At 34.8% G+C, this 21,684-nt stretch carries 27 protein-coding genes and 2 pseudogenes; 16 read left to right on the forward strand and 13 right to left on the reverse strand.

All coding sequences use genetic code 11. From position 1 onward, the window contains the following. Positions 1–86: 86 nt before the first annotated feature. The 3 genes from ILS93_RS15590 (at position 87) to ILS93_RS15600 (ending at position 2,858) form a co-directional block, all read left to right on the forward strand. Positions 87–398 carry an ArsR/SmtB family transcription factor gene (locus ILS93_RS15590; protein WP_064473777.1) on the forward strand — a complete coding sequence of 104 codons (312 nt, stop codon included), beginning with the start codon at positions 87–89 and terminating at the stop codon, positions 396–398. Between the two features lie 282 nt (positions 399–680). Next, on the forward strand, positions 681–1,856 hold the full coding sequence (locus ILS93_RS15595; protein ID WP_088047901.1) for an MFS transporter: 1,176 nt from the start codon (positions 681–683) through the stop codon (positions 1,854–1,856). 897 nt (positions 1,857–2,753) lie between these two features. After that, complete coding sequence (locus ILS93_RS15600; protein ID WP_075310385.1) at positions 2,754–2,858, forward strand: YjcZ family sporulation protein; 105 nt, start codon at positions 2,754–2,756, stop codon at positions 2,856–2,858. 105 nt (positions 2,859–2,963) lie between these two features. On the opposite strand, the pseudogene ILS93_RS15605 reads toward ILS93_RS15600, so the two are convergent. Then, a pseudogene (locus ILS93_RS15605) lies at positions 2,964–3,083 on the reverse strand (ATP synthase subunit I); the annotation flags it as partial. 37 nt (positions 3,084–3,120) lie between these two features. On the opposite strand from ILS93_RS15605, the pseudogene ILS93_RS15610 reads away from it, so the two are divergent. The 4 genes and pseudogenes from ILS93_RS15610 to ILS93_RS15625 form a co-directional block, all read left to right on the forward strand. After that, a pseudogene (locus tag ILS93_RS15610) lies at positions 3,121–3,492 on the forward strand (dihydroxyacetone kinase subunit DhaK); the annotation flags it as partial. A 169-nt stretch (positions 3,493–3,661) separates the two neighbouring features. Further along, positions 3,662–3,802, forward strand: a complete 141-nt coding sequence (locus tag ILS93_RS15615; protein ID WP_179866115.1) for a hypothetical protein — start codon at positions 3,662–3,664, stop codon at positions 3,800–3,802. 92 nt (positions 3,803–3,894) lie between these two features. Next, positions 3,895–4,251 (forward strand): hypothetical protein, encoded by a 357-nt coding sequence (locus ILS93_RS15620; RefSeq protein ID WP_081257056.1) that lies wholly within the window; start codon positions 3,895–3,897, stop codon positions 4,249–4,251. Positions 4,252–4,277: 26 nt separating this feature from the next. After that, a complete protein-coding gene (locus ILS93_RS15625) occupies positions 4,278–4,712 on the forward strand; it encodes a hypothetical protein (protein WP_064473774.1) in 435 nt (144 codons plus the stop codon). A gap of 143 nt (positions 4,713–4,855) precedes the next feature. Here ILS93_RS15625 and ILS93_RS15630 read toward each other — a convergent pair whose 3' ends face one another. The 7 genes from ILS93_RS15630 to licT all read right to left on the reverse strand — a co-directional run bounded on the left by ILS93_RS15630 (position 4,856) and on the right by licT (position 11,030). Continuing rightward, entirely contained in the window at positions 4,856–5,227 is a 372-nt protein-coding gene (locus ILS93_RS15630; RefSeq protein WP_064473773.1) for an ATP synthase subunit I, read from the reverse strand. A 39-nt stretch (positions 5,228–5,266) separates the two neighbouring features. Beyond that, positions 5,267–5,851, reverse strand: coding sequence for a CDP-diacylglycerol--serine O-phosphatidyltransferase (gene pssA, locus ILS93_RS15635; protein ID WP_222660819.1), 585 nt, complete (start codon positions 5,849–5,851; stop codon positions 5,267–5,269). After that, the gene (locus ILS93_RS15640) at positions 5,844–6,302 is read right to left on the reverse strand and encodes a MarR family winged helix-turn-helix transcriptional regulator (protein ID WP_064473772.1); all 459 of its coding nucleotides are present in this window, start codon (positions 6,300–6,302) and stop codon (positions 5,844–5,846) included. Before ILS93_RS15640 ends, pssA begins: the two co-directional genes overlap by 8 nt. 154 nt (positions 6,303–6,456) lie before the next feature. Next, positions 6,457–7,896, reverse strand: coding sequence for a 6-phospho-beta-glucosidase (locus ILS93_RS15645; protein WP_098111562.1), 1,440 nt, complete (start codon positions 7,894–7,896; stop codon positions 6,457–6,459). Positions 7,897–7,991: 95 nt separating this feature from the next. Further along, on the reverse strand, positions 7,992–9,884 hold the full coding sequence (locus ILS93_RS15650) for a beta-glucoside-specific PTS transporter subunit IIABC (RefSeq protein WP_088047905.1): 1,893 nt from the start codon (positions 9,882–9,884) through the stop codon (positions 7,992–7,994). A 54-nt stretch (positions 9,885–9,938) separates the two neighbouring features. Continuing rightward, positions 9,939–10,118: a hypothetical protein gene (locus ILS93_RS15655; protein ID WP_064473769.1), complete on the reverse strand. Its 180-nt coding sequence runs from the start codon at positions 10,116–10,118 to the stop codon at positions 9,939–9,941. 63 nt (positions 10,119–10,181) lie between these two features. After that, the gene (licT, locus tag ILS93_RS15660; RefSeq protein WP_064469167.1) at positions 10,182–11,030 is read right to left on the reverse strand and encodes a BglG family transcription antiterminator LicT; all 849 of its coding nucleotides are present in this window, start codon (positions 11,028–11,030) and stop codon (positions 10,182–10,184) included. 557 nt (positions 11,031–11,587) lie between these two features. On the opposite strand from licT, the gene ILS93_RS15665 reads away from it, so the two are divergent. Both ILS93_RS15665 and ILS93_RS15670 read left to right on the forward strand, forming a co-directional pair. Then, entirely contained in the window at positions 11,588–11,854 is a 267-nt protein-coding gene (locus ILS93_RS15665) for a YmzC family protein (protein WP_222660821.1), read from the forward strand. Positions 11,855–12,148: 294 nt separating this feature from the next. Beyond that, the gene (locus tag ILS93_RS15670; RefSeq protein WP_000505686.1) at positions 12,149–12,259 is read left to right on the forward strand and encodes a YjcZ family sporulation protein; all 111 of its coding nucleotides are present in this window, start codon (positions 12,149–12,151) and stop codon (positions 12,257–12,259) included. Between the two features lie 119 nt (positions 12,260–12,378). Here ILS93_RS15670 and ILS93_RS15675 read toward each other — a convergent pair whose 3' ends face one another. From ILS93_RS15675 to ILS93_RS15685, 3 genes are all read right to left on the reverse strand, one after another. After that, the gene (locus tag ILS93_RS15675) at positions 12,379–12,933 is read right to left on the reverse strand and encodes an HPP family protein (RefSeq protein WP_000065737.1); all 555 of its coding nucleotides are present in this window, start codon (positions 12,931–12,933) and stop codon (positions 12,379–12,381) included. Positions 12,934–13,051: 118 nt separating this feature from the next. Further along, positions 13,052–13,636: a CGNR zinc finger domain-containing protein gene (locus ILS93_RS15680; RefSeq protein WP_064473765.1), complete on the reverse strand. Its 585-nt coding sequence runs from the start codon at positions 13,634–13,636 to the stop codon at positions 13,052–13,054. Positions 13,637–14,299: 663 nt separating this feature from the next. Beyond that, the gene (locus ILS93_RS15685) at positions 14,300–14,545 is read right to left on the reverse strand and encodes a hypothetical protein (protein ID WP_000013675.1); all 246 of its coding nucleotides are present in this window, start codon (positions 14,543–14,545) and stop codon (positions 14,300–14,302) included. 199 nt (positions 14,546–14,744) lie between these two features. Between ILS93_RS15685 and ILS93_RS15690 the strand changes: the two genes are divergently transcribed. The 4 genes from ILS93_RS15690 to ILS93_RS15705 all read left to right on the forward strand — a co-directional run bounded on the left by ILS93_RS15690 (position 14,745) and on the right by ILS93_RS15705 (position 16,435). After that, positions 14,745–14,870 (forward strand): YjcZ family sporulation protein, encoded by a 126-nt coding sequence (locus ILS93_RS15690; protein WP_000540377.1) that lies wholly within the window; start codon positions 14,745–14,747, stop codon positions 14,868–14,870. A 224-nt stretch (positions 14,871–15,094) separates the two neighbouring features. Further along, positions 15,095–15,436, forward strand: coding sequence for a PadR family transcriptional regulator (locus tag ILS93_RS15695; protein ID WP_000683191.1), 342 nt, complete (start codon positions 15,095–15,097; stop codon positions 15,434–15,436). After that, positions 15,429–15,911 (forward strand): hypothetical protein, encoded by a 483-nt coding sequence (locus ILS93_RS15700; protein WP_000607003.1) that lies wholly within the window; start codon positions 15,429–15,431, stop codon positions 15,909–15,911. The genes ILS93_RS15695 and ILS93_RS15700 overlap by 8 nt, the downstream gene beginning before the upstream one ends. Further along, the gene (locus ILS93_RS15705; protein WP_000661297.1) at positions 15,908–16,435 is read left to right on the forward strand and encodes a permease; all 528 of its coding nucleotides are present in this window, start codon (positions 15,908–15,910) and stop codon (positions 16,433–16,435) included. The genes ILS93_RS15700 and ILS93_RS15705 overlap by 4 nt, the downstream gene beginning before the upstream one ends. Positions 16,436–16,478: 43 nt before the next feature. Here the strand turns inward: ILS93_RS15705 and ILS93_RS15710 are convergent, their stop codons facing one another. Further along, positions 16,479–17,954 carry an MDR family MFS transporter gene (locus ILS93_RS15710; RefSeq protein ID WP_098111565.1) on the reverse strand — a complete coding sequence of 492 codons (1,476 nt, stop codon included), beginning with the start codon at positions 17,952–17,954 and terminating at the stop codon, positions 16,479–16,481. Positions 17,955–18,096: 142 nt separating this feature from the next. Here ILS93_RS15710 and ILS93_RS15715 point away from each other — a divergent pair, with 142 nt between their 5' ends. Further along, entirely contained in the window at positions 18,097–18,672 is a 576-nt protein-coding gene (locus ILS93_RS15715) for a TetR/AcrR family transcriptional regulator (protein ID WP_098111566.1), read from the forward strand. A gap of 206 nt (positions 18,673–18,878) precedes the next feature. Continuing rightward, positions 18,879–19,766 (forward strand): DMT family transporter, encoded by an 888-nt coding sequence (locus ILS93_RS15720; RefSeq protein WP_098111567.1) that lies wholly within the window; start codon positions 18,879–18,881, stop codon positions 19,764–19,766. 230 nt (positions 19,767–19,996) lie between these two features. Here the strand turns inward: ILS93_RS15720 and ILS93_RS15725 are convergent, their stop codons facing one another. Continuing rightward, positions 19,997–20,764 (reverse strand): TSUP family transporter, encoded by a 768-nt coding sequence (locus ILS93_RS15725; protein WP_098111568.1) that lies wholly within the window; start codon positions 20,762–20,764, stop codon positions 19,997–19,999. Positions 20,765–20,874: 110 nt separating this feature from the next. On the opposite strand from ILS93_RS15725, the gene ILS93_RS15730 reads away from it, so the two are divergent. Next, positions 20,875–21,660, forward strand: coding sequence for a TrmB family transcriptional regulator (locus ILS93_RS15730; RefSeq protein WP_222660823.1), 786 nt, complete (start codon positions 20,875–20,877; stop codon positions 21,658–21,660). Positions 21,661–21,684: the final 24 nt, after the last annotated feature.

Consider the following 21,684-nt stretch of genomic DNA (forward strand, 5'->3'; position numbering starts at 1 on the left):
CCTATTCAAGGGGATCAACTATACCTTATTTCCTTAAAATCACTAAAACCCATTTACAAATCTATAAAAGTAGATATAATATCCTTATGGAACCTTTATTAATTTATAAAGCATTGTCAAATGAAACAAGATGTCAAATTTTATCATGGTTGAAAAATCCAGAAAACCATTTCGATGAAAAACCTTATCTAGAACAAGGCCTTAACTTTCAAGTTGGCGTATGTGTAGGAGATATCCAGCTTAAAACTGGCTTAGCCCAATCGGTTATTTCTAGTTATTTATTAACTATGAAAAAAGCAGGCTTACTAGAGTCTGATCGAATTGGAAAATGGACCTACTATCGTCGAAATGAAAAAACAATACGAAAGTTTTCTGAATACGTCCAAAACGAATTATAAAATGAAAGCTAATAATCAACATACTAATTGATTATTAGCTTTCATACATTCTGCTTTTTACAGGTATCCAATGACTTTTGTATAAATTGCACTGCCTATAAAAGCAAGAAACATCGAAAGGAGAAATTTTTTTAACATATCATATCTAGTTATTTAGATATCTGTTATTGTATTTAAAATTACATACGCCTGATCATATTGGCATCCAATCATGCTTATAATAATGCTTCTTTGTTAATGAATTTACTTTCAAAATACTGATACGAATGGAGAGTTTTATAAATGAAAAAAGTAAATCCTTTACTTATTCTGACACTCGCAATAGGTGTGTTCGGAATTATTACTACCGAGATGGGTATTGTCGGCGTATTACCACAAATCACTGAAAAATTCGGAATTTCAACTACACAAGCTGGATTTTTAGTAAGTATATTTGCACTAGTTGTTGCTATTTCTGGTCCGTTCTTAATTCTGCTCGTCTCTAGTATGAATCGCAAAATAATTTTATTAACAGCAATTTTCATATTTGTTATTTCAAATTTAATCTACGCTTATACAACGCAATTTGAAATCATGCTTATTTTTCGTATTTTACCGGCAGCGCTTCATCCACTCTTCTTTTCAATCGCTCTTGTAACAGCAGCTAAACTTGTCCCTCCAGAAAAGAGCGGTCAAGCGGTTACAAAAGTTTTCATGGGAATTACTGTTGGCTTTGCTTTAGGTGTACCACTAACCTCTTACCTTGCAGACCAATTTTCACTCGAAATGGCTTTCTTATTCGGAGCATTCGTTAACACTGTTGCATTCATTGGAATACTACTCCTACTTCCTTCTATGCCTGTTAAAGAAAAAATGTCTTTCGGCAAACAAATTCGTATACTCGGCAAACCAGGATTATGGTTAAATATTTTAACCGTCACATTCCTTTTTGCAGCCATGTTTTCCGTATACAGCTACTTCGCTGAGTACCTTGCAAAAGTAACTTCCATGAATGGATCTCTCATCAGTATCATGCTATTCATATTTGGTATAGTTATGATTTTAGGTAATCATTTATTTGGTGGTCTTCTGCAAAAAAGCATAATAAACACTGTAATATCATTCCCTATTCTATATTCTATTGTTTACATATTGGTTTATTATTTAGGTTCCTACCTTGTTCCCATGATTTTTATAGTATTCATTTTGGGAATCGTACATGCTGGTGGATTAATTGTTGGTCAAACATGGTTAATAAGTGAAGCTAAAGAAGCACCCGAATTTGGTAACAGTCTATTCGTTTCGTTCTCAAATCTCGGAATTACTTTAGGAACTACTATTGGAGGCTGGTTCATTTCAAACTTAGGTATTCACCAGCTTATTTGGAGCGGATTTATATTCACACTACTCTCATTTCTATTAATTATAATAAAACTAAAATTTTTCAATTCTAATAGCCAGGCTTCATTATCAAGCTAGTACATTTTCAGTTCCAAATTCGATAAAAAACATTATAAATTCTTCTTATAAGATTTTATTAACTAAAAAGTATAATGCTCAAAGCCTTTAGCCATAATTACGACTAAAGGCTTTTTTGTATATAAAGTGAAACTTTAATCAGTGGGGGTTTTCTTCATCCCCACTGATTATTAGTTGAACCAATCGGACTTTTATGAGCAGTTGATCCCCTACCTAACTTCTTTGCTTTCGCTGAATTTTGAGGTGGGGGTCTTACTGCCCATTAAAGCGGGATAAAAATAATTCTAAAAGGAGCTAATTTTATGGAACATAATCAAAATGGAGTACTTGCTTTAATTGTTTTGTTTTTAGGATTAGTGTTTTTTGTTAGTGGAATGGTTTATCATTTATGGGGTTCTTTTTAATGGTATGATTGTAATCACTCATAAAGTGAAACTTTAATCAGTGGGGGTTTTCTTCATCCCCCACTGATTATTAGTTGAACCAATCGGACTTTTATGGGCAGTTGATCCCCCACCTAAATTCTTTGCTTTCGCTAAATTTTGAGGTGGGGGTCTTACTGCCCATTAAAGCGGGATAAAAACCCTCAAGTATGTCGTTCCTTTATTAATTTCAACGTTTAGACAGATACATAATTCAAAAACTAAAACGTGTATTGCAATTATCGATATGAAATATTTCCAAAAACAACTTAACATGGTAAAATAATATTCGGACGGGAGTCCAATATTATTAAAATTAAGATGGTTCAAGTCGGAGGAAGGCACCTTAAGGTGTCTTTTCTTTATTTTCAAAAGGACCTGCTCCATTATTGTGTAAAAAACATAAAGTAAGTTGAATCCATTAAAATACATGAGTGACCCCTTGTTTTCCCCTCTTATTAAAGGAGGAACTATTATGGGATTTGGTGGTAGTTGTAGTAGTAATTGTGGCGGCGGCTTTGCTTTACTAGTTGTATTGTTTATTTTATTGATCATTGTTGGAGCTTCTTGCTTCTGCTAAAAAACTATCGGAAAAGACACTCTTATATGGGTGTCTTTTCTTTGTAATAAAAAGCTCTCTATAAAGGAAGGTTTTCACATCCAAATTAGTGATTTACACAGCACTTTATTCCTTCGCATCCCTCATACTATAATACCCCAAATTAACAATAATCAAGAAATACCCACCCATAATTCCAGCAGCAAATGTCCACATGAATTCATGGTGTTCAATTTCATACAACACAAAAGCTATTGAAATAGCTACTTTCCTTGCTTTTAAAAACGCTGATAAAGTCTTTTGCGTTGTCGGTATTCGTGTTGAAAAAGATTACTGTAAAGAAGCGCTGTCCTCTTCTGAAATATTAGCAATCGAACTAATGAATAAACTAAAAAGCATTTATCACTGGAGAAAAGGGGACAACTTAGCCATCCTCATTAACAGACTCGGCACAACGCCATTAATGGAACAATACATTTTCGCAAACCATATTCGCCGTTTATGTGAGCTTGAAGGATTACAAGTTACATTCGTAAAAGTTGTTACCCTTCTAACTTCTTTAGATATGAAAGGTGTTTCGCTCAGTTTGCTTAAGGTAGAGGATTTGGATTGGGTGAAGTGGGTGAAGTCCGATGCTGGAGTGGGTAATTGGTGATAAAACAAGGTGGGACTCTAGGTTCCCATCTTGTTTTTTATATGCACCTAGTTAAAAAAATCCTAACAACCACACAAAACGAAATTCTGATAATATAAAATAGATAATCATTTCTATATGGAATTTTTTTCATATACATAGCTATCTTATTTAAGGGGGATAAAGAAAGTTGAAAATTTTAGTAACACCTGAGCTATTAGAAGAAACAGCAAATAAATTTAAAAGTGCACAAGAGCAATCACAACAACAACAACAACAACTGGAAATATCTATTTTAGTAATAAAACAATCATTGGATATCAAAGTTTAAATGGTATTACCCATCAAATACAAAAAATAAACAATGAGCAATTATATGTAGAATCAAAGACTCTTTTACAACTTACAATTAAAGAAGATCATTTGCAAAATAAAAAGTATGGATCAATATCTACTGACTTAATAAAAAACATTCAAAAACTAATAACACTACCCTCTCAAGAAAGTATTAAAATTTTAACTGCTCATGATTTTGATATAAAATCTGCAGAAAAATTCCTACAAGACCTAAAAACAACAAAAAATATATATAGCGTAATAAAACTTGAAACAAAAGATAATAAAGAAATTACTTCTGATAATGGCTTCTTTATTATTGAAACCAAAGGAAAACAATGGTTATTTTCTCAAAATGAACAAAATGATGGAACATTATCATTAACGAACCTCAATGATGTCCTGTTTGAGCAAAAAATAAATCAATTACTTAACAATCGCTGAAATTAAATTGGAGCTGATTTTTATTCATGAATAGACAAAATTCTTCTAATAACAAAGGTGATTCCTCAAATAAAATTGCTGCTTTTATTGCGGCGCTAGGAGCTCTATTAGTAAGTGTAGAAGTATTATCTAATTTTTTTATAATTTTTTGGTTAATGATAATAGCAATAACAAATTTAATAGTTATATTTTATCTTCAAATTAGTGTTTTTAGTTTAGTAACAACAATCCTTTTTGTAATCTTTTACTTTATATACAAAAAGTTATTTGCACATTCTAAATTCGTAGAAATCTTTTCAAAATATAATATGATTATTACAATAGTTTCTTTATTAATTTTAAATGTTTTATACATATATCAAAAAATGTTTAACGGTGCATTAATTACTCCTGTGGTAATCATTATTACATGGTTAATTTACAAATTTATGTTTAAAAAAATAAAAAATAAGAAGAGCTAGTTTTATAGAACATACTCAAAATGGAGTACTTGCTTTCATTGTTTTATTTTGGGAGAAATTTATTGTAAGTGTTAATAATCCGCCTCAAGTATATCTTTCCATGCTTGAGGTGGAGGTTAATTTCTAATTTAAAATATACTAATCTATTTCTCCGCATCTCTCATACTATAATACCCCAAATTAATAATAACCAAGAAATAACCACCCATAATTCCAGCTGCAAATGTCCACATGTACTCACGGTGTTCAATTTCATACATAATAACTGCGCCGAGTATGGCGGCTGCAAACCGATTCATCATGCCAAGCATTGGTGCTTTTTCTTTTTGTACGATGCTATTTCCGAACTTTTCAATACGCCTTCCTAAGATCCAGGCGCAGTACATACTAACTAAAAGGCCAACGCTTATCCCTACAAACTGGGCTGAAAAAGGTGTCAGCAACCATCCCAATAACATCACGCCTAGCAAACAATATATTTGTATGTTGAATGATCTTAATGCGATACGAATCATGTTATGCTCCTTTATCTTTCTCATTGTAATACCGTATCATCAATCCCATCTTTCGGACTTCAAACCTTCCGATATATCCTTTTTAAAATGGGGGAATTTGATTTTGCTCACCATTAAATAAGCGAGTACGCATGTGCCCAATGCCACGGAAACTGGATTATGTAGGAGGCATAAAATGAGGAGACACATTGCCGCAAATGGAATGGGCATTCCGATGAATGTTGGGAGTTTGCTTTGTTGTGTATTAAATCTCGCAAGCCGCAGCATTCCGCAAATACTATACGCAAGGGCATCTATCATCCCAATAAACTGCAAATCTTTTAAAGCGACACTATATGCAAGAATAGACGGTGCCACACCAAAGGTCACTAAATCCGCAAATGAATCTAATTCACCGCCCATTTCCGAAACAGAATCTAGTTTCCGAGCGACCATACCATCAAACAGATCAAATACCATACCTGTAATAATGAACATAACTGCACCATACATATCATGAACGAAAACAGCGTGAATAGCCAAAAGCCCACACACAAAATTTGCTATCGTAATCATATTTGGTATGTAACTCATCACACGCTTCTCCTCCTTTCTACTAATTGCTTCATCTTGCTTCTTACTCATTAGACTCAAGATCCTTCTGCTTTTCTTCCAATATCACTTTATTTATTTTTGTTAACGTATCTGTCATTTGCTCTAAGGCATTGATATCAATTTTTGAGAAGTATTTTTCAATTAATACATCATCTAACTTTGCCAATTGCTCTATATACTTACTACCGTTTGGACCAATTGTAAGGAAATACTCCCTTTTATTGTTAGGATTAACTTGTTTTGAAATCATCTGTTGCTTTTCCAATTTCGATAAAACTTGGCTCACCGCACTTTTCGTTATATTAAACGTACTCGCAATGTTATTTGCTGTCGTATTTTCATTTAAATGAATATGAAATAGCATGCTCTCTTGCTGCCCAGTAAGACCGAACTCATCCTTTAAATCTTGAAATAGTAAAATGTAGAGTTCCGTGTAGGCTCGATTCATTTCATTAATTACTTCTTTATACGATTTAGTCATAGCATTCTTCCTCCATGCTGTTATTTCGTTTTCTAATAGTTTAGTTCACTTAACTAAACTATATTATACCTTTATGTTCGTGTAAAGGGAAATGTCGCTCCATCATTCACAATGAAAAAAAGAAGACATCCATTAAGATGTCTCCCTTTCATACTTAAGACTCCAAACTCTTACCATTCGTCTTAATTACTTCCTTATACCAATCAAAACTTTTCTTCTTCGATCTTTTTAATGACCCTTTTCCTTCATTATCTTTATCAACGTATATATATCCGTAACGTTTTTTCATTTCTCCAGTAGAAGCACTTACAAGGTCAATTGGGCCCCAGCTTGTATATCCAATAATATCTACTCCATCTTGGATTGCTTCGGACATTTCAATCATATGCTTTTGCAAGTAATCAATACGGTATTCATCATTCACTTCGTCTTCACTATTTAATTGGTCAATTGCACCGAGACCATTTTCAACAACAAATAACGGTTTTTGGTAACGATCATACAGTTGGTTCGCTGTAATACGGAAGCCTTTCGGATCAATTGTCCATCCCCACTCTGATTTTTCAAGATATGGATTTTCAACAGAACCGAATACATTCCCACTCGTTATGCTTTTTAACACTTCTGGATCTGTACTTGTTGCTCGGCTTGAATAGTAGCTAAAGCCAATATAATCAACTGTATGCTCTTTTAAAATTTCCTCGTCTTCTTTTTCCATTTCAATTGTTACATTGTTATCTGTAAAGAAGCGTTTTGCGTATCCAGGATATGCTCCTCTTGCTTGTACATCAATGAAGAAGAATGATTCACGGTCTTGTTCCATCGCACGAAGAACGTCATCTGGATTACATGTGTACGGATACGTTGCACCCGCAGCAAGCATACAACCGATTTTTGCATCTGGAATGATTTCATGACATGCTTTTACAGCTAACGCACTTGCGACAAGTTGGTGATGCGCTGCTTGATACTGAATTTGTTTTTTGTTATCCCCTTCTTTAAACGCTAGACCTGCTCCCATGAAAGGTAAATGTAAAAGCATATTAATTTCATTAAACGTCATCCAATATTTCACTTTATCTTTATATCTATTAAAAATAGTTTTTGCGTACGTCTCGAAGAAGTTTACAAGTTTTCTACTTCTCCAACTTCCATACTTTTCTACTAAATGAACAGGTACATCGAAGTGAGCCATCGTAACAACTGGTTCAATACCGTGCTTTAACAGTTCATCAAACAAATTATCATAAAACTGTAATCCTGCTTCATTTGGCTTTTCATCTTCACCACTTGGGAAAATACGCGTCCACGCAATCGATACACGTAACGCTTTAAATCCCATTTCTGCAAAAAGAGCGATATCTTCTTTATAACGATGGTAAAAATCAATCGCCTCATGTGAAGGGTAAAACTCTCCTTCTACCGGTGTAAAGGAATGAATATTTCCTTTCATAATATCCCAACGGTTTTCACCAGTTGGTAATAAATCAACCGTCGTTAACCCTTTTCCGTCTTCTACATATGCGCCTTCAACTTGATTGGCTGCAGTTGCTCCACCCCATAAAAATCCTTTTGGAAAATTAACTTTAGACATATAGAAAAACTCCTTTATATAAGAATGAACGAAGAAAGCTATTGTAAGTTTTAAAGAATACCTTTCTTCGTTTGAACCTGTATGAAATGTAACTACTATTTAACTCCTAACTTTAGTAAAGAATCTCCTGCTTGAATCTTTTCTATTTCCGTTTTTTTGATGCTATATTTATCATAATTTGTAACAACAACTGGTGTTGTCACAATATAACCCGCCTTTTGAATTTCAGCTATATTAAACTCAATCAGTAATTGCCCTTTTTCTACTCTCGCTCCTTGTTCAATACGAGAAGAGAAAAATTCACCATTTAATTTCACAGTATCCATCCCAATATGGATTAAAATTTCAGCACCTGAATCCGCCGTAATTCCTACTGCATGATTCGTCGGGAACAGCGCAGCAATCGTACCTGAAACTGGTGAAAACAACTTTCCTTCTGAAGGCTCAATCGCAACTCCTTCACCTAGCGCACCTGATGCAAATGCAGCATCGTCAATGTTTTGAAGCGGCATAACGGCGCCATGGAAAGGACTAAAGATTACTTCATCATCGTTTGATGCAGCAATTTTATTACTTGTTTCCTCTGTTTCTGTAGATGTTTTCTTTTTCGTAAAACCAAATAAGTAAGTCAGAATAAAACCTACTATTAAAGAAACAACCATTGAAACAATTGCTCCCCAAAATCCAGCACTAATCCCATCTTTCGGACTAATAAATGTCGGAAGCGTAAATATACCAAGTCCGCCTGTCATATAAACTTGTGTACCAAATACGCCAAGTATTGCGCCGCCAATTCCTCCCGCAATACAGCTCATAATAAACGGCTTTTTAAGAGGTAGTGTAATGCCATAAATCGCCGGCTCTGTAACGCCGAAAATACCTGAAATAAAAGCTGGAATGCTAAGTGTTTTTAATTTCTTGTCTTTCGTTTTCATCCAAACGCCAAGCACAGCACCAATTTGAGCAAATGAGGCAGCAAATATAAGCGCTAATATTGGATCAACACCGTTTACTGCTAAATTGTTATAGCCAATCGGAACAACGCCCCAATGAAGGCCAAATATGACAAGTACTTGCCAGAAAGCACCGAGTAAGGCACCCGCTACTAATGGACTTGCATGATACACCCAAAGCGTCGCCTGTCCTAAAAACTGACCTGCCCACGTCGCGATTGGGCCAATAACGAGAAATGTAATTGGTACAACGATTAATAATGTGAAGAATGGTAATAAAAATGTTTTCACAACATCCGGAATCACTTTCTTTAAAGACTGTTCTACTTTCGCTCCAAAATAAGCAGCGAGAATAATTGGAATAACAGATGATGCATAGTTCATTAAAATAACTGGTATTCCTAAAAACGTAATATGAATTGGTGATTCAAACATCGTCCCTGCAAATAACGTATATAATGGCTCAGTTGCTTTTAAACCGGATAAAGCTGGATAAACTAAAGCTCCTCCAATTGCCATACCGATGAATGGTGAGCCTCCGAATTTCTTACTTGCTGTATAACCAAGGAAAATCGGGAAGAAATAAAATAACGAATCGCCAACTGCATTTAATATTTGATACGTTCCTGACTGCGTACTTAACCAGCCTAACGCTACAAATAGTGCATTAAATCCTTTAATCATCCCTGTTGCAGCTAATACTCCTAAAATAGGAGTGAAAATGCTAGAAAGAATATCTATAAGACTACTCTTTTTCTTCTCGCTCGTATTCTCTTCCTCAGTTTCTTGAAACCCTCCAGCAGCGATAACCGCTTTGTATACGTCAGATACATGGTTACCAATAACAACTTGATATTGTCCGCCGCTTTTCATAACAGTCACAACATCTTCCATACTTTTCAGTACTTCTGTATTTGCCTTTCCCTCATCTTTCAACTGAAATCGTAAGCGAGTGATACAATGTACAACGCTATGTATATTTTCTCTCCCGCCGACATTCTTCAGTATGTCTTTTGCTAATTTTTCATATTTCATAGTAACTTTCCCTCCCTACAATCATCCCATTTTTTATTTTTATAAAGTGAAACTTTAATCAGTGGGGGTTTTGTTCATCCCCCACTGATTATTAGTTGAACCAATCGGGTCTTTACGGGCAGTTGATCTTCCACCTAACTTCTTTGCCACAGCCAATTTTAAGGTGGGAGTCTTACTGCCCGTTAATACGGGATAAAAGAAAAAACCTAAACTAACCGTAACGGCGTGATACATACGAATCACTCCATTACAAGTCAATTTAGGTTTTGCCTGCCAAGCAGTAACAATCCCGTTTATTCAATTACATAATTCATTGCGTTTCGTTACACGATGAATGTGCAACGTTACGTACACTTTTTCATCTTTTGAAAGATGACTATTATGTGCTTTTCGTAAATACGCTTCAATTTTTTCTGTACAACAATACGCCTCTTCATACTTACTTTTCACTTGCTCATATAAAAAATCATCATCGGCCGAGTTCAATTCCTTCTGCATTAAACGCTGCGCAAAATACCGTAAATGCGTTACAAACCGACTATAATTAAATGAACTTTCATCTAAGTTCATCTTATAGTGGTACTTTACAACATTTAAAATATCTTGGACGATTTTCGTCATCGCTACCGTTTGTTGCATCGCCGGTTCTCCTTGCTGCGCATTAACGAAATGTAGTGCAATTGACCCTGCCTCATCTTCAGAAAGTCTAAGCCCAGTCTCTTCTTCAATTATGTTCAAAGCTTGTAGACCAATTTCAAACTCTTTCTGATAGAACCTCTTAATCTCCCAAAGCAAAGTATTTTTAAGATCCATTCCTTCTTTATGCCGAGTTAAGGCGAAACTTAAGTGATCCGTTAATGTAAGATAAATATAATCACTTAAAGTCCCCGGCAAAGCGTTCTTAGCAAACTGAATAATTCTCTCTGTAATCTCTAAATTTTCTACAGGAATTTCAGTTAGCAACCTAGCGAGTTTCTCTGATAATTCTTTTGTTTCTAGCACAAAGGTCTTTTCTACCTTAGATTCATCAATCGTATCGCCTACTTTTTTCTGAAATCCCAAACCTCTGCCCATCAGTACAACTTCTGTCTCAGTATCCTTCATCGTACAAACAACATTGTTATTTAAGATTTTATGGATTCTCATATTGTTCCGCCTTCTTCTTCTTAAAGTCACAAAAGGTATAAAAAAAACCTAAACTGATTCCAAAAGCCACACTACACCCGTAGCCTCTAGATCAATTTAGGTTTTGCCTGCCGAACAGTAACAATCCTTTTACTTATTAACTTACCTTTATTATACACAAAGAGTAAGCGGTTGCAATAATAAATTATTGAATATTTTTTTACAAAGAAAATACTAACAATCAATCAGCTGTTGCTTACATTCATTACAAGACTAGTTATGTACATCATTATATTTTACAATTACCGTATATAACTTACATATTTCACCATGTTTATCATCCTGAATAATCAAACATAATCATTAATAAAATTCCATATAGACCCAATAATGGTTAAAATGTTATAATAAAACTACCCTACATAGTTACTCATATTTAGATTGAGGAACTAGCGTCTTATTAAGCAATGCGCATAACTCAAATAAAAAAGACACTTTACAGTGTCTTTTTTATTTATTTTCATAAGAATTATCTCTTTTATAAACAAAATCTATTAAACAACAAAGGAGACTATCGAATGGAGAATACTGTATCGAGAGAACTACGTAACATACGTATATGCCTTATCATCTTGATCATTGTCATTGCATTTTGGGATCGTGAGAAAACTGTGGAAATCACTGATCACGGTAGTGAACCTATCGTAAACACGAGCAATATGACCCCAGTTGGCGATAATACATTTGCCTATAAAGACGAATCTAATCAAATTAAAATATTTAAGTTTGACCCGAATACAAATGAAATAAAACTAATAAAAGAGTTTTATGCTAACGAATATTAATTACATAAAGTGAAACTTTAATCAGTGGGGGTTTTCTTCATCCCCCACTGATTATTAGTTGAACCAATCGGACTTTTATGGGCAGCCCACCCCCCATCTAAATTCTTTGCTTTCGCTGAATTTTGAAGTGGGGGTCTTACTGCCCGTTAAAGCGGGATAAAGGCACCTCAAGGTGTCTTTTTTATTTTCAAAAGGACCTGCTCATGTTTATACTTCAAAACATAAAGTAAATGGAATCCGTTAAAAAACACGAGTGACCCTTTGTTTTCCCCTCTTATTAAAGGAGGAACTATTATGGGATTTGGTGGTAGTTGCGGTGGAAGCTGCGGTTTTTCTGGAGGATTTGCACTATTAGTTGTATTGTTTATTTTATTAATCATCGTTGGAGCTTCTTGCTTCTGCTAAAAAACTATTGGAAAAGACACCCTTATATGGGTGTCTTTTCTTTGTAAACTAAAAAAGTATGAGAAATGAAAACATAGTAAAAATGGGATACTTACTCAAATGGTTTTTCACCTTATAAATTATATCCAAAAAGTTGGATAGCTCCTTTTACTACTCATATTATTAATAAATAAAGCAATAACTACAATAACAAGGGAACCAACTAAAACCGGTGTTACTAAATAACTCCAACTGTATGCTCCTAAAATAACGACAATGGGATCAGCCCCTGCCGGAGGATGCGTTGTTCTTGTTAACATCATAATAGCAATCGACATCCCAACTGCTAAAGCAATTGTCCAATATTCATTTCCAAACAAATGATATATTGATAGACCAATGAAAGTTGAAATCAAATGTCCTCCAATAATATTACGCGGCTGAGATAGCGGTGCATTCCAAACTCCAAACGCTAATACACAACTCGCTCCAAATGGAGCCATTAATAATTCTGTAGAAGTTATACTCGTTAAATATGTTAAGGTGAGAATCGTTAAAAATCCTCCTAATAATCCCGTTAAAGAGTCCTTTATATTTACTTGTAATGGACTTCTTCCTTTCCCTTTCATTTTTGCAAAATATCGTACACTTATTGGTTGATCCTCTTTCTGCTTAGCTGCTGTTATATTACTCATCATTCTCCTCCTTTATTTACCAATAATTATATCCCGAACAAACTAACCGGTCAATATTGATTTTAGAGGTTAGTTTAAAGACGCAGAAAAAAAGAATCAACTGTTATAAGTTGATTCCCTAAACTTCTTCAGATTTTCGAACCTGAAATTTTGCTACCTTTTTTCGGTTCCCACATATTTTCATAGAACACCATTTTCGCTTTCCACTTTTATCTATAAATAATAAAACACAGTCAGGGTTTGAACACCTTTTAAGAGAAATAAGCTCATTTTCTACTATTAACGTTAAAGCATCAAATGCAATTAACGATACAAGTACATCCTCAATTTCTCCAACTGGAATAGGTACTAAACTCTGTTCAATAACTTTATATGTAAATGGTGCCTTCTCAATTTGTTTTTCTAAATACGTAATAAAATCATCAGAGATTTCGTGCTGATCGGCAATTGCCTCAAACTGTTTTCTCAGTAATTCTCTTAGCTCCAGTATGCTAGATGTAACTTGATTCATTCGCTTTTGAATTCCTATAAGTGTTTTTTCATTCCAGAAAGGAAGATTAACCTTTATTACATGTAGCCATTCTAATACATCTTCATCTGTTATTAATAAATCATAACGTTGTCCACGCCTAACTAACTCTGTATTCACTAAATCTAATGAGAGATTTCCAGATATAAGCGGGAATTGTTTTCTTTCCTGCATGTACTCATCACCTACTCTTTAAACAATCATATTCCAAATTAATACAGAAGTGCAACTTTTTTATAAACTACAAAGTATGAAGAGCAAAACCTTTAGCCATAATTACGACTAAAGGCTTTTTGTATATAACTCAAAGAGGAGCTAACTTTATGGAACATAATAAAAATGGAATGCTTGCTTTAACCGTTTTGTTTGTAGGACTAGCATTTTTTGTTATCGGCGTGGTTTATCATTTATGGGGAACAGCTTAAAAATTAATAGTAATCCATTTAGAAGAAATTCAGATACAACATCCGGGTCTTCATCTCATTAAGCACCAATAATCTTTTTCCTAGTCATGAAACCCCTCATAATGCTTCAGGGGTTTCCACCTTAAAACAATTATAAAAAAAGGCCCCATCAATGGGGCGCTCAAAAAATAATATAAGTAAATGAATTAAAACAAATAACAGACAACTAAAATATATAAGATTAACATCATATAATCTATATATATGCAATATTACATAAAAAATCTTTATTATTACATGCTATACTAAAAAAGGAGTCGACAATCGTTATTTTCTTCTTATTTTTAAAGCAATATGGATATACCTTCTTAACTTATTTGGATTGTACAAGCAAAAGAAGACATCGTAATCGATGTCTTCTTTTCTTATATTTTTATGAATTCTTTTGAGCAGATGCTCTCCAAGCACGAAAAGATGTCGGGTGTCCAGAATGAGCTCTTTGCTTTGCAGCAGCAACAGCTGGTTTTTCTTCAATAGTCGTTGGTTTCTCTTCCACAATTGCTGATTTTTCTTCAAGAGTAGTCACAGCTGTTTGTATTTTTTCCAACTGCTCTTTTAAAGCTTGCTGTTCAATCTTTAAATCCGTAAGTAATCGTAAAATCATTTCAGAATTGGCCATAAAGATCCTCCTTCCCCCAATACACAGAATAAAATACAATATGTCATCAGCATAATACCCGTGACAAAATAAGGTCGTCAATTCTTATAAAATCTAAGCATCTTTTATTTTTCAAAAGGACCTGCTCAAGTTTATCCGTAAAAACATAAAGTAAATTAAATCCATTAATTAAATGGTCTTTATGGAAGGAGGAGTTAATATGGGATATGGCGGTAGTTGTGGTGGAGGCTGCGGTTTCGGTGGCGGATTCGCTTTACTTGTTGTACTCTTTATCTTATTAATCATCGTAGGAGCTAGCTGTTGGGGCGGCGGATTCGGCTGCTAATAAGAGGCACTCTTGAGAGTGTCTTTTTTTTTGTTTTTGGATGTACAACCCCTTCTCATTGGTAGTTTATCAACGGTAATAGTTAAAAAATAGTATCCTTGTAATTCCCCCCTCGAAATTCGCACATTTTAAAATTGACATAACACCTCATGCACCATATACTGTTAACAACAGTATACTGTCATTAACAGTATAAATCCCAATTCATTCTAGGAGGTATATCCATGAAACATACAGGAAGACATACAGGTGCGTTTCTTTTGTTATTTTTGGCAGAAGGAGATAACTATGGCGGGCAATTACTGCAAAAGTGCGAAGAAGAACTTCCCGTCAATCCAATCGATAGCGCTATTTTATATCGCACGCTAAAAAAATTAGAGAACGAAGGTGCAATCGAATCTTATGTAAGTACAGATCATCAAGACAAACCGAGAAAGATGTACAAAATTACGCCTGCTGGAAAGGAACAATTGGCAGAGTTTCAAATGGATATTGAAGAAAAAATGAAGAACTTATCCTTTTTCATAGATAAATATAAAGACTTAAAGGAATCTGATCATGATTAACGGCGTAATCCTTTACACTTTAGCCATTATTCTTACGGGGATTTCTTTTATGAAGGACCGCACGAAAACGAAAGCTGCTCTAATGAAGTCATGGAAAATGTTTCGCAATCTTCTACCCGCCATGCTTTCCATCATGCTTTTCGTTGGCTTATCGCTTTCTATATTAACGCCGTCTTTCATCTCTTCCATCATTGGAGAACAGTCCGGATTTATCGGCATTGTTTATTCAGCGATACTCGGCTCCGTTGCACTTATTCCAAGCTTCGTCGTATTTCCTCTCGGTAATACATTAATTCAACACGGCGCAGGCCTTCCTCAAGTTGCAGCACTTATGTCTACACTCATGTCAGTAGGGCTTACAACATTACCGATGGAACAAAAAATATTCGGACGAAGCTTTGCTTACGCACGTAATGCATCTGCTCTGCTCATGTCTCTCCTATTCTCCTATATCATTTGGGTGGTGATGGTATGAAGGAACTAAAAAAATATCGCTTCTTTTTCATCTTACTACTGGGGCTCATTGTATTAACTTTTATAAATCAATCTTTAGGATGGAGCGCATTACAATTAACAGGGAATAGCATTTTAGATATGTTGTTTCTCCTCCCCCCTGTCCTACTATTTGTAGGATTACTTGATCAGTGGGTGAAGAAAGAAACGCTCATGAAATATATGGGCGAAAAATCCGGTATATACGGAATCCTATTTTCTTTATTATTAGGCGGCATTGCAGCGGGTCCTCTCTACGTTGCCTTCCCAATTGCAGCACTACTCCTAAAGAAAGGTGCAAGCATTCGGTACATCGTATTTTTCTTAGGCGTTTGGACAACTGCGAAATTGCCAATTCTCGTGTATGAATTTTCTTCATTTGGAGCTACTTTTACACTCATTCATATTGGTTTCGGGCTAGTATTCTTTTATGTAATGGGGCTTATTTTTGAGAGGTTTTATGATCAGGGACAGTTGCTAAGGTATGATGTTACAAAAGAAATGTAAAAAGACATCTTTATCTCTTAAAGATGTCTTTTTTATATAAACCTTAATTCTCGTTCTGTAAAACCCTCGCTGCCTTTACTCCCTTTTTCTCTTCTTTTAAAAACAACGATACGATAAACGCAACAATGATAAAGATTAACCCTAGTGTAAATGCACCTTGGAACCCTGAAGTTAAACCGTTTAACTTCTCCACTGGGTCCATTGGATTTGCGGAACTTTCCATATACTGAGTTGTTCCTGAAGACATTTTTGAAATAAAGATAGCCGTTCCAATTGCGCCAGCTACTTGTTGTAACGTATTAAACATTGCCGTTCCGTGCGGATATAAATCTGGTGTTAATTGATTTAAACCGTATGTTTGTACTGTCATGACAAACATGAGTCCAACCATTAATACGCTATGCATGACAATAATTTGTACCATTGATGTATCAGGAGTAATGCCTTTAAATAAGAACATTGCAATTCCTACTAACACAATGCCGGGAACGATAATAACTTTCGGACTAAATTTATCAAATAGTTTACCTGCGATTGGTCCCATTATGGCGCTAATAATACTTCCTGGAAGCATGATGATTCCTGATTTAAAAGCTGTAACGAGTAAAACTGTTTGCAGGAACATCGGTAATAAAGTCATCGTTGAAAATAACGACATCATCACAATGACGATCAATCCAACTGATATTGTAAACATCGGAACTTTAAATGCTCGTAATTCTAAAATTGGATTCTCAATTTTCAATTGTCGAACGACAAACATACATAATGAGATAAGCCCAACAAGTAAAGTGCCATACACTTTCGCATCAGACCATCCTAAATCACCCGATGCACTAAAGCTATACACAAGTCCGCCAAATCCTAATGTCGATAAAACGATAGATGGATAATCTACTTTTGGTCTTGTTAACTCTGAAACATTTTGAATGTACTTCATTCCAATCATAATGGAAATGATCACGATAGGAATAACAATATAGAATAACCAGCGCCAATTGAGTGAGTCTACGATTACTCCAGATAATGTAGGACCAATTGCTGGAGCTGCCATCATGACAAGTGCGATTAATCCCATTGTGGCACCACGTTTTTCAGGCGGACAAATAAGTAAAATCGTATTCATTAATAACGGTGAAATTAACCCCGTCGCTACAGCTTGGACGATACGGCCGATTAATAAAACGGAAAATGTCGGTGCAAATCCCGCAATTAATGTACCGACTAAAAACGTTACCATAGCGATCAAAAACATTTGTCTCGTTGTGATCCATTGCTGAAGTAACGCTGTAATCGGGACTAAAACACCAACTACTAACATGTAAGCTGTAGACAGCCATTGAATCGTTGAAGCCGTTACGCCAAATTCTTTCATTAATACGGTTAACGCATTACCAAGTAACGTTTCGTTTAATAATGCAACCATTGCCCCTAAAAGTAATGCAATTAAAATCGGGGTATGTTTCATATTAGAAGTATCAACTTTGCCACTTACAGGGCTCTTAGTTGTCATATTCATATGCAAATTCTCCTCCTATTTCTTACTTAAAAAGCTTTAAATAAACCCGAACACATGTAATATAATATACATATGTAGATTAAAAAGGGAGAATCAATTTTCAGCCATTGTATATTTAATCTACAAAAAAGGAGAATTGTAGATGAACGATAGTGAAAAACAACTTGATTTACGTATTAGACGTACACATAAATTATTGTGGGATTCCTTATTTGAATTAATGACGCAATCAAAACAGAAATATAGTACCATCACGATTAATCAAATATGTGACCGCGCGATGGTACACCGAACAACCTTTTATAAACACTTTGAAGATAAAGATGCTTTATTAGCCTTTGGATTTAAACGATACAGCAAGATGATTGCGGGAATACCGGTTTCAGATCGATTAAGCAAACCATTTCAAGTAATGGAACAATTTCTACACCATGAAGAAATCGGTAAAATATTAGAGACGCAAATGTCTGATGAACAATTTATTAGCCGGACACAGTATTTAAGTCACGAAACGAGAAAACAAGAAATAGAAGCGTTACATCAACTTTGCAAAAACCATACAATGCCAAATGATTTAATCATTGAATTTTATTCCGGGGCAATCACCTCATTAAGCGCATGGTGGTTTAAAAATGAAAGAAGCGTTTCTGCTGATGAAATGGATAGGTATCTCCACCAACTTATTAACAGGGATATTTTTCAGTTTGAAGAGGAATAACTTCACCATCAAAAAAACGCCTATATGAAATAGGCGTTTTTTGTACATACTACATACCGATTTTCTTCAAAAGTGGATGAAAAGGCTTCATCAATGAAATAAAACGTCGATAAATTTAAGTTAAAAATATTCAGAATTAATATTAAAATTAAAAATGGGGATAGGGGTATGGGATTATAAATTTTATACATAACGAGGGAATAGAAATGAAACTACAATTAAAAGCGGATTTAGGGCTACTACTAGTTACATTCTTTTGGGGTGCATCCATCTTACTTACAAAAGTTGGACTTGAAGGCATCGAAGAATACAATTTAATCGCATTACGATTTATTATCGCCTTTCTTTTATCAGGTTTAATATTTTACAAACATTTATTCAAATTCGATTTTAAAACGGTAAAATATGCATTTATACTCGCTTCTGTTTTATTTATCGTTTACATTTTCGCGACATTCGGCACAAAGTATACGAGTGTTTCTAACGCTGGTTTCTTACTATGTCTCACAGTCATTTTCATTCCGATATTATCAGCTATATTTTTAAAACACATTCCGGAAAAGAAAGTTATAATAGGAATCATTTTAACGATAATAGGAATCGGCTTATTAACATTAACTAGCGAATTCAAGATCGGTAATGGCGATATATTCTGCATACTGTCTGCCTTATTTTATGCCATTCACGTCATCATTACTGGAAGCGTAACGAAACATGTAAACTCCATTGCACTTGGAGTCATACAACTCGGTTTCGTCGGCCTATTTAGTCTTATTTTTTCATTCATTATCGAAACGCCAAAACTTCCTAGCACGATCGACTCATGGCTAATCATATTAGCCTTAAGCATATTTTGCACCGCAGTCGCTTTCATCGTGCAGGTTATCGCCCAGCAATACACTACGCCTACACATACAGGACTTATTTTTTCATTAGAACCTGTCTTTTCCGCAGGCTTTGCTTTCGTTTTCACAGGTGAAACACTTACTGGGAAAGGATACTTAGGCGCGACACTTATATTAGTCAGTATTTTGATTGCTGAGGTAGATTTTAAGGGGTTGTTGCCGGTTAATTATAAGAAGAATATAGGGTAAACATTTCACTATGATCAATAAACATACCCCAGAAAAATATGAGTTTATATTATTTTCATTCTCTTCACTTAGATTTTCTTTTAGATGAGACATTTGTAGATGCTATCTTCGAATAAGGTAGCATCTACAAAATGTTAAAAGGAATTTCCCCCTAGTATCTTCTTATATTTTATGTAGCCTTCATATGTGACCTTTTCTATGTTCTTTAAAGTGAAGATGTTCAAAATTACTTACTGAATATAGTCATACAGATTTTTCGCTAACAATAAACAAGTTACTGTAATGAAAAGAGCACGAACATACCCGCTACCTTTTTTTATAGCAAATTTGGAGCCAACAATCCCTCCAGCAATTTGAGCAATCCCCATTATAAAACCATACGCATAGTTTACTTGCCCTACATACATAAACATCAACAATGCCCCAACATTACTTCCTAAATTAAGAAGCTTCGCATTACCTGCTGCTTTTAAAAAATCATACCCGATAAATAAAAGAGAAAACATTAAAAACGAACCTGTTCCAGGACCTAGAAATCCATCATAAAAACCAATAACAAAAACAAAAAAAGTAAAAATAATGACGTGTCGACCAGACAATTTCTTATGAGTGGAAATACTACCCCAATCCTTTTTGAATATCGTATAAATAGCCACCGCACCAAGCATGATCAGCATCAATGGCTTCAGTACTTCTGGGTTCATTAAATGAACGGTCCATGCCCCTATTATGGAACCTATGAAAGTTAGTGGAACTAATTTAAACGCCGATTTCAAATCAAGATTACCAGAACGATAAAACACAATATTACTAGTTGCACACCCCATTGTAGACGCTAGTTTATTCGTTGCTACTGCACTTGCTGGATTCAGTCCTGTAAATAATAAAGCGGGTAAGGCGATCAGTCCACCACCTCCTACAACTGAATCAATAAATGCAGCTAAAAATCCAAAAGCAATCAAAATAATTAATACTGATGGGTCTAAAGAAAACTCCATACTATTAACCTCCCGTTTAGTCACTATCAGAATAGTAACTAATAATTTGCTAAATGTAAACAGTTATTGTAACGTTGAAATATAAAAGCAAACATCGGAGGACGAAAAAAGTGGACTACATAGTGCAACAGCTTAAAAAAATGGGTTTTAATGAATATGAAGCTAAATCTTATGTATCTCTTGTTAAACAAGGGCCTGTCACAGCCTACCAAGTGAGTAAGGATTCAGGTATCCCAAGAGCACGAATTTATGAGATTTTAGGTAACCTTGTAGAAAAAGGAATTGTCATGAAGGAAGAAATAAATGACACCACTCGCTATTCACCTCTACCTGTTGAAATCTTTTTACAAAAGGCTCAATCAGAATGGCAGTCTACTTATGAAGGAATCAGTGAGTCATTAAAAAAACTAGAAACTTCCGAGGAAAAAGCGGATAATCGAGTGATTACTTTAAAAGACAATAAAACAATCATTAGCTATTGTCAGACATTAATAAAAAAAGCAGAACAACGTATTGTCATTTCAATGTGGGATGAGATGTATGAAGCATTAAAAGAGGAACTATCTGCGGTAGCTGATAAAGTTACAGTACAAGGTATTACCCTACATGTTGAAAATCCAATTAAAAATTTAGAAGCCCATCGTATCACACCCTATACAGAAACTCTGTCTACAGAACATTGGTTTATTTTATCCATAGATTCTAAAGAGATGATTTATGGACCATCACTTGAAGAGCGTAATGTTGCCTTTTATACAGATGATCCGGTTCATATATACCTATTAGAGGATTATGTGTGGCATGATGTGTTAGTGAACCGACTTGTCCGACTTAGCCAAGACGATTTGGAACAATGGATTACTACAGAGAGAAAATCCTTCTTTATGGGGAAATAAGAAACATATTCAAAGGATCAAAAA

It is taken from the genome of Bacillus sp. 16GRE42, assembly GCF_019837435.1.
GTDB classification, from domain to species: domain Bacteria; phylum Bacillota; class Bacilli; order Bacillales; family Bacillaceae_G; genus Bacillus_A; species Bacillus_A wiedmannii.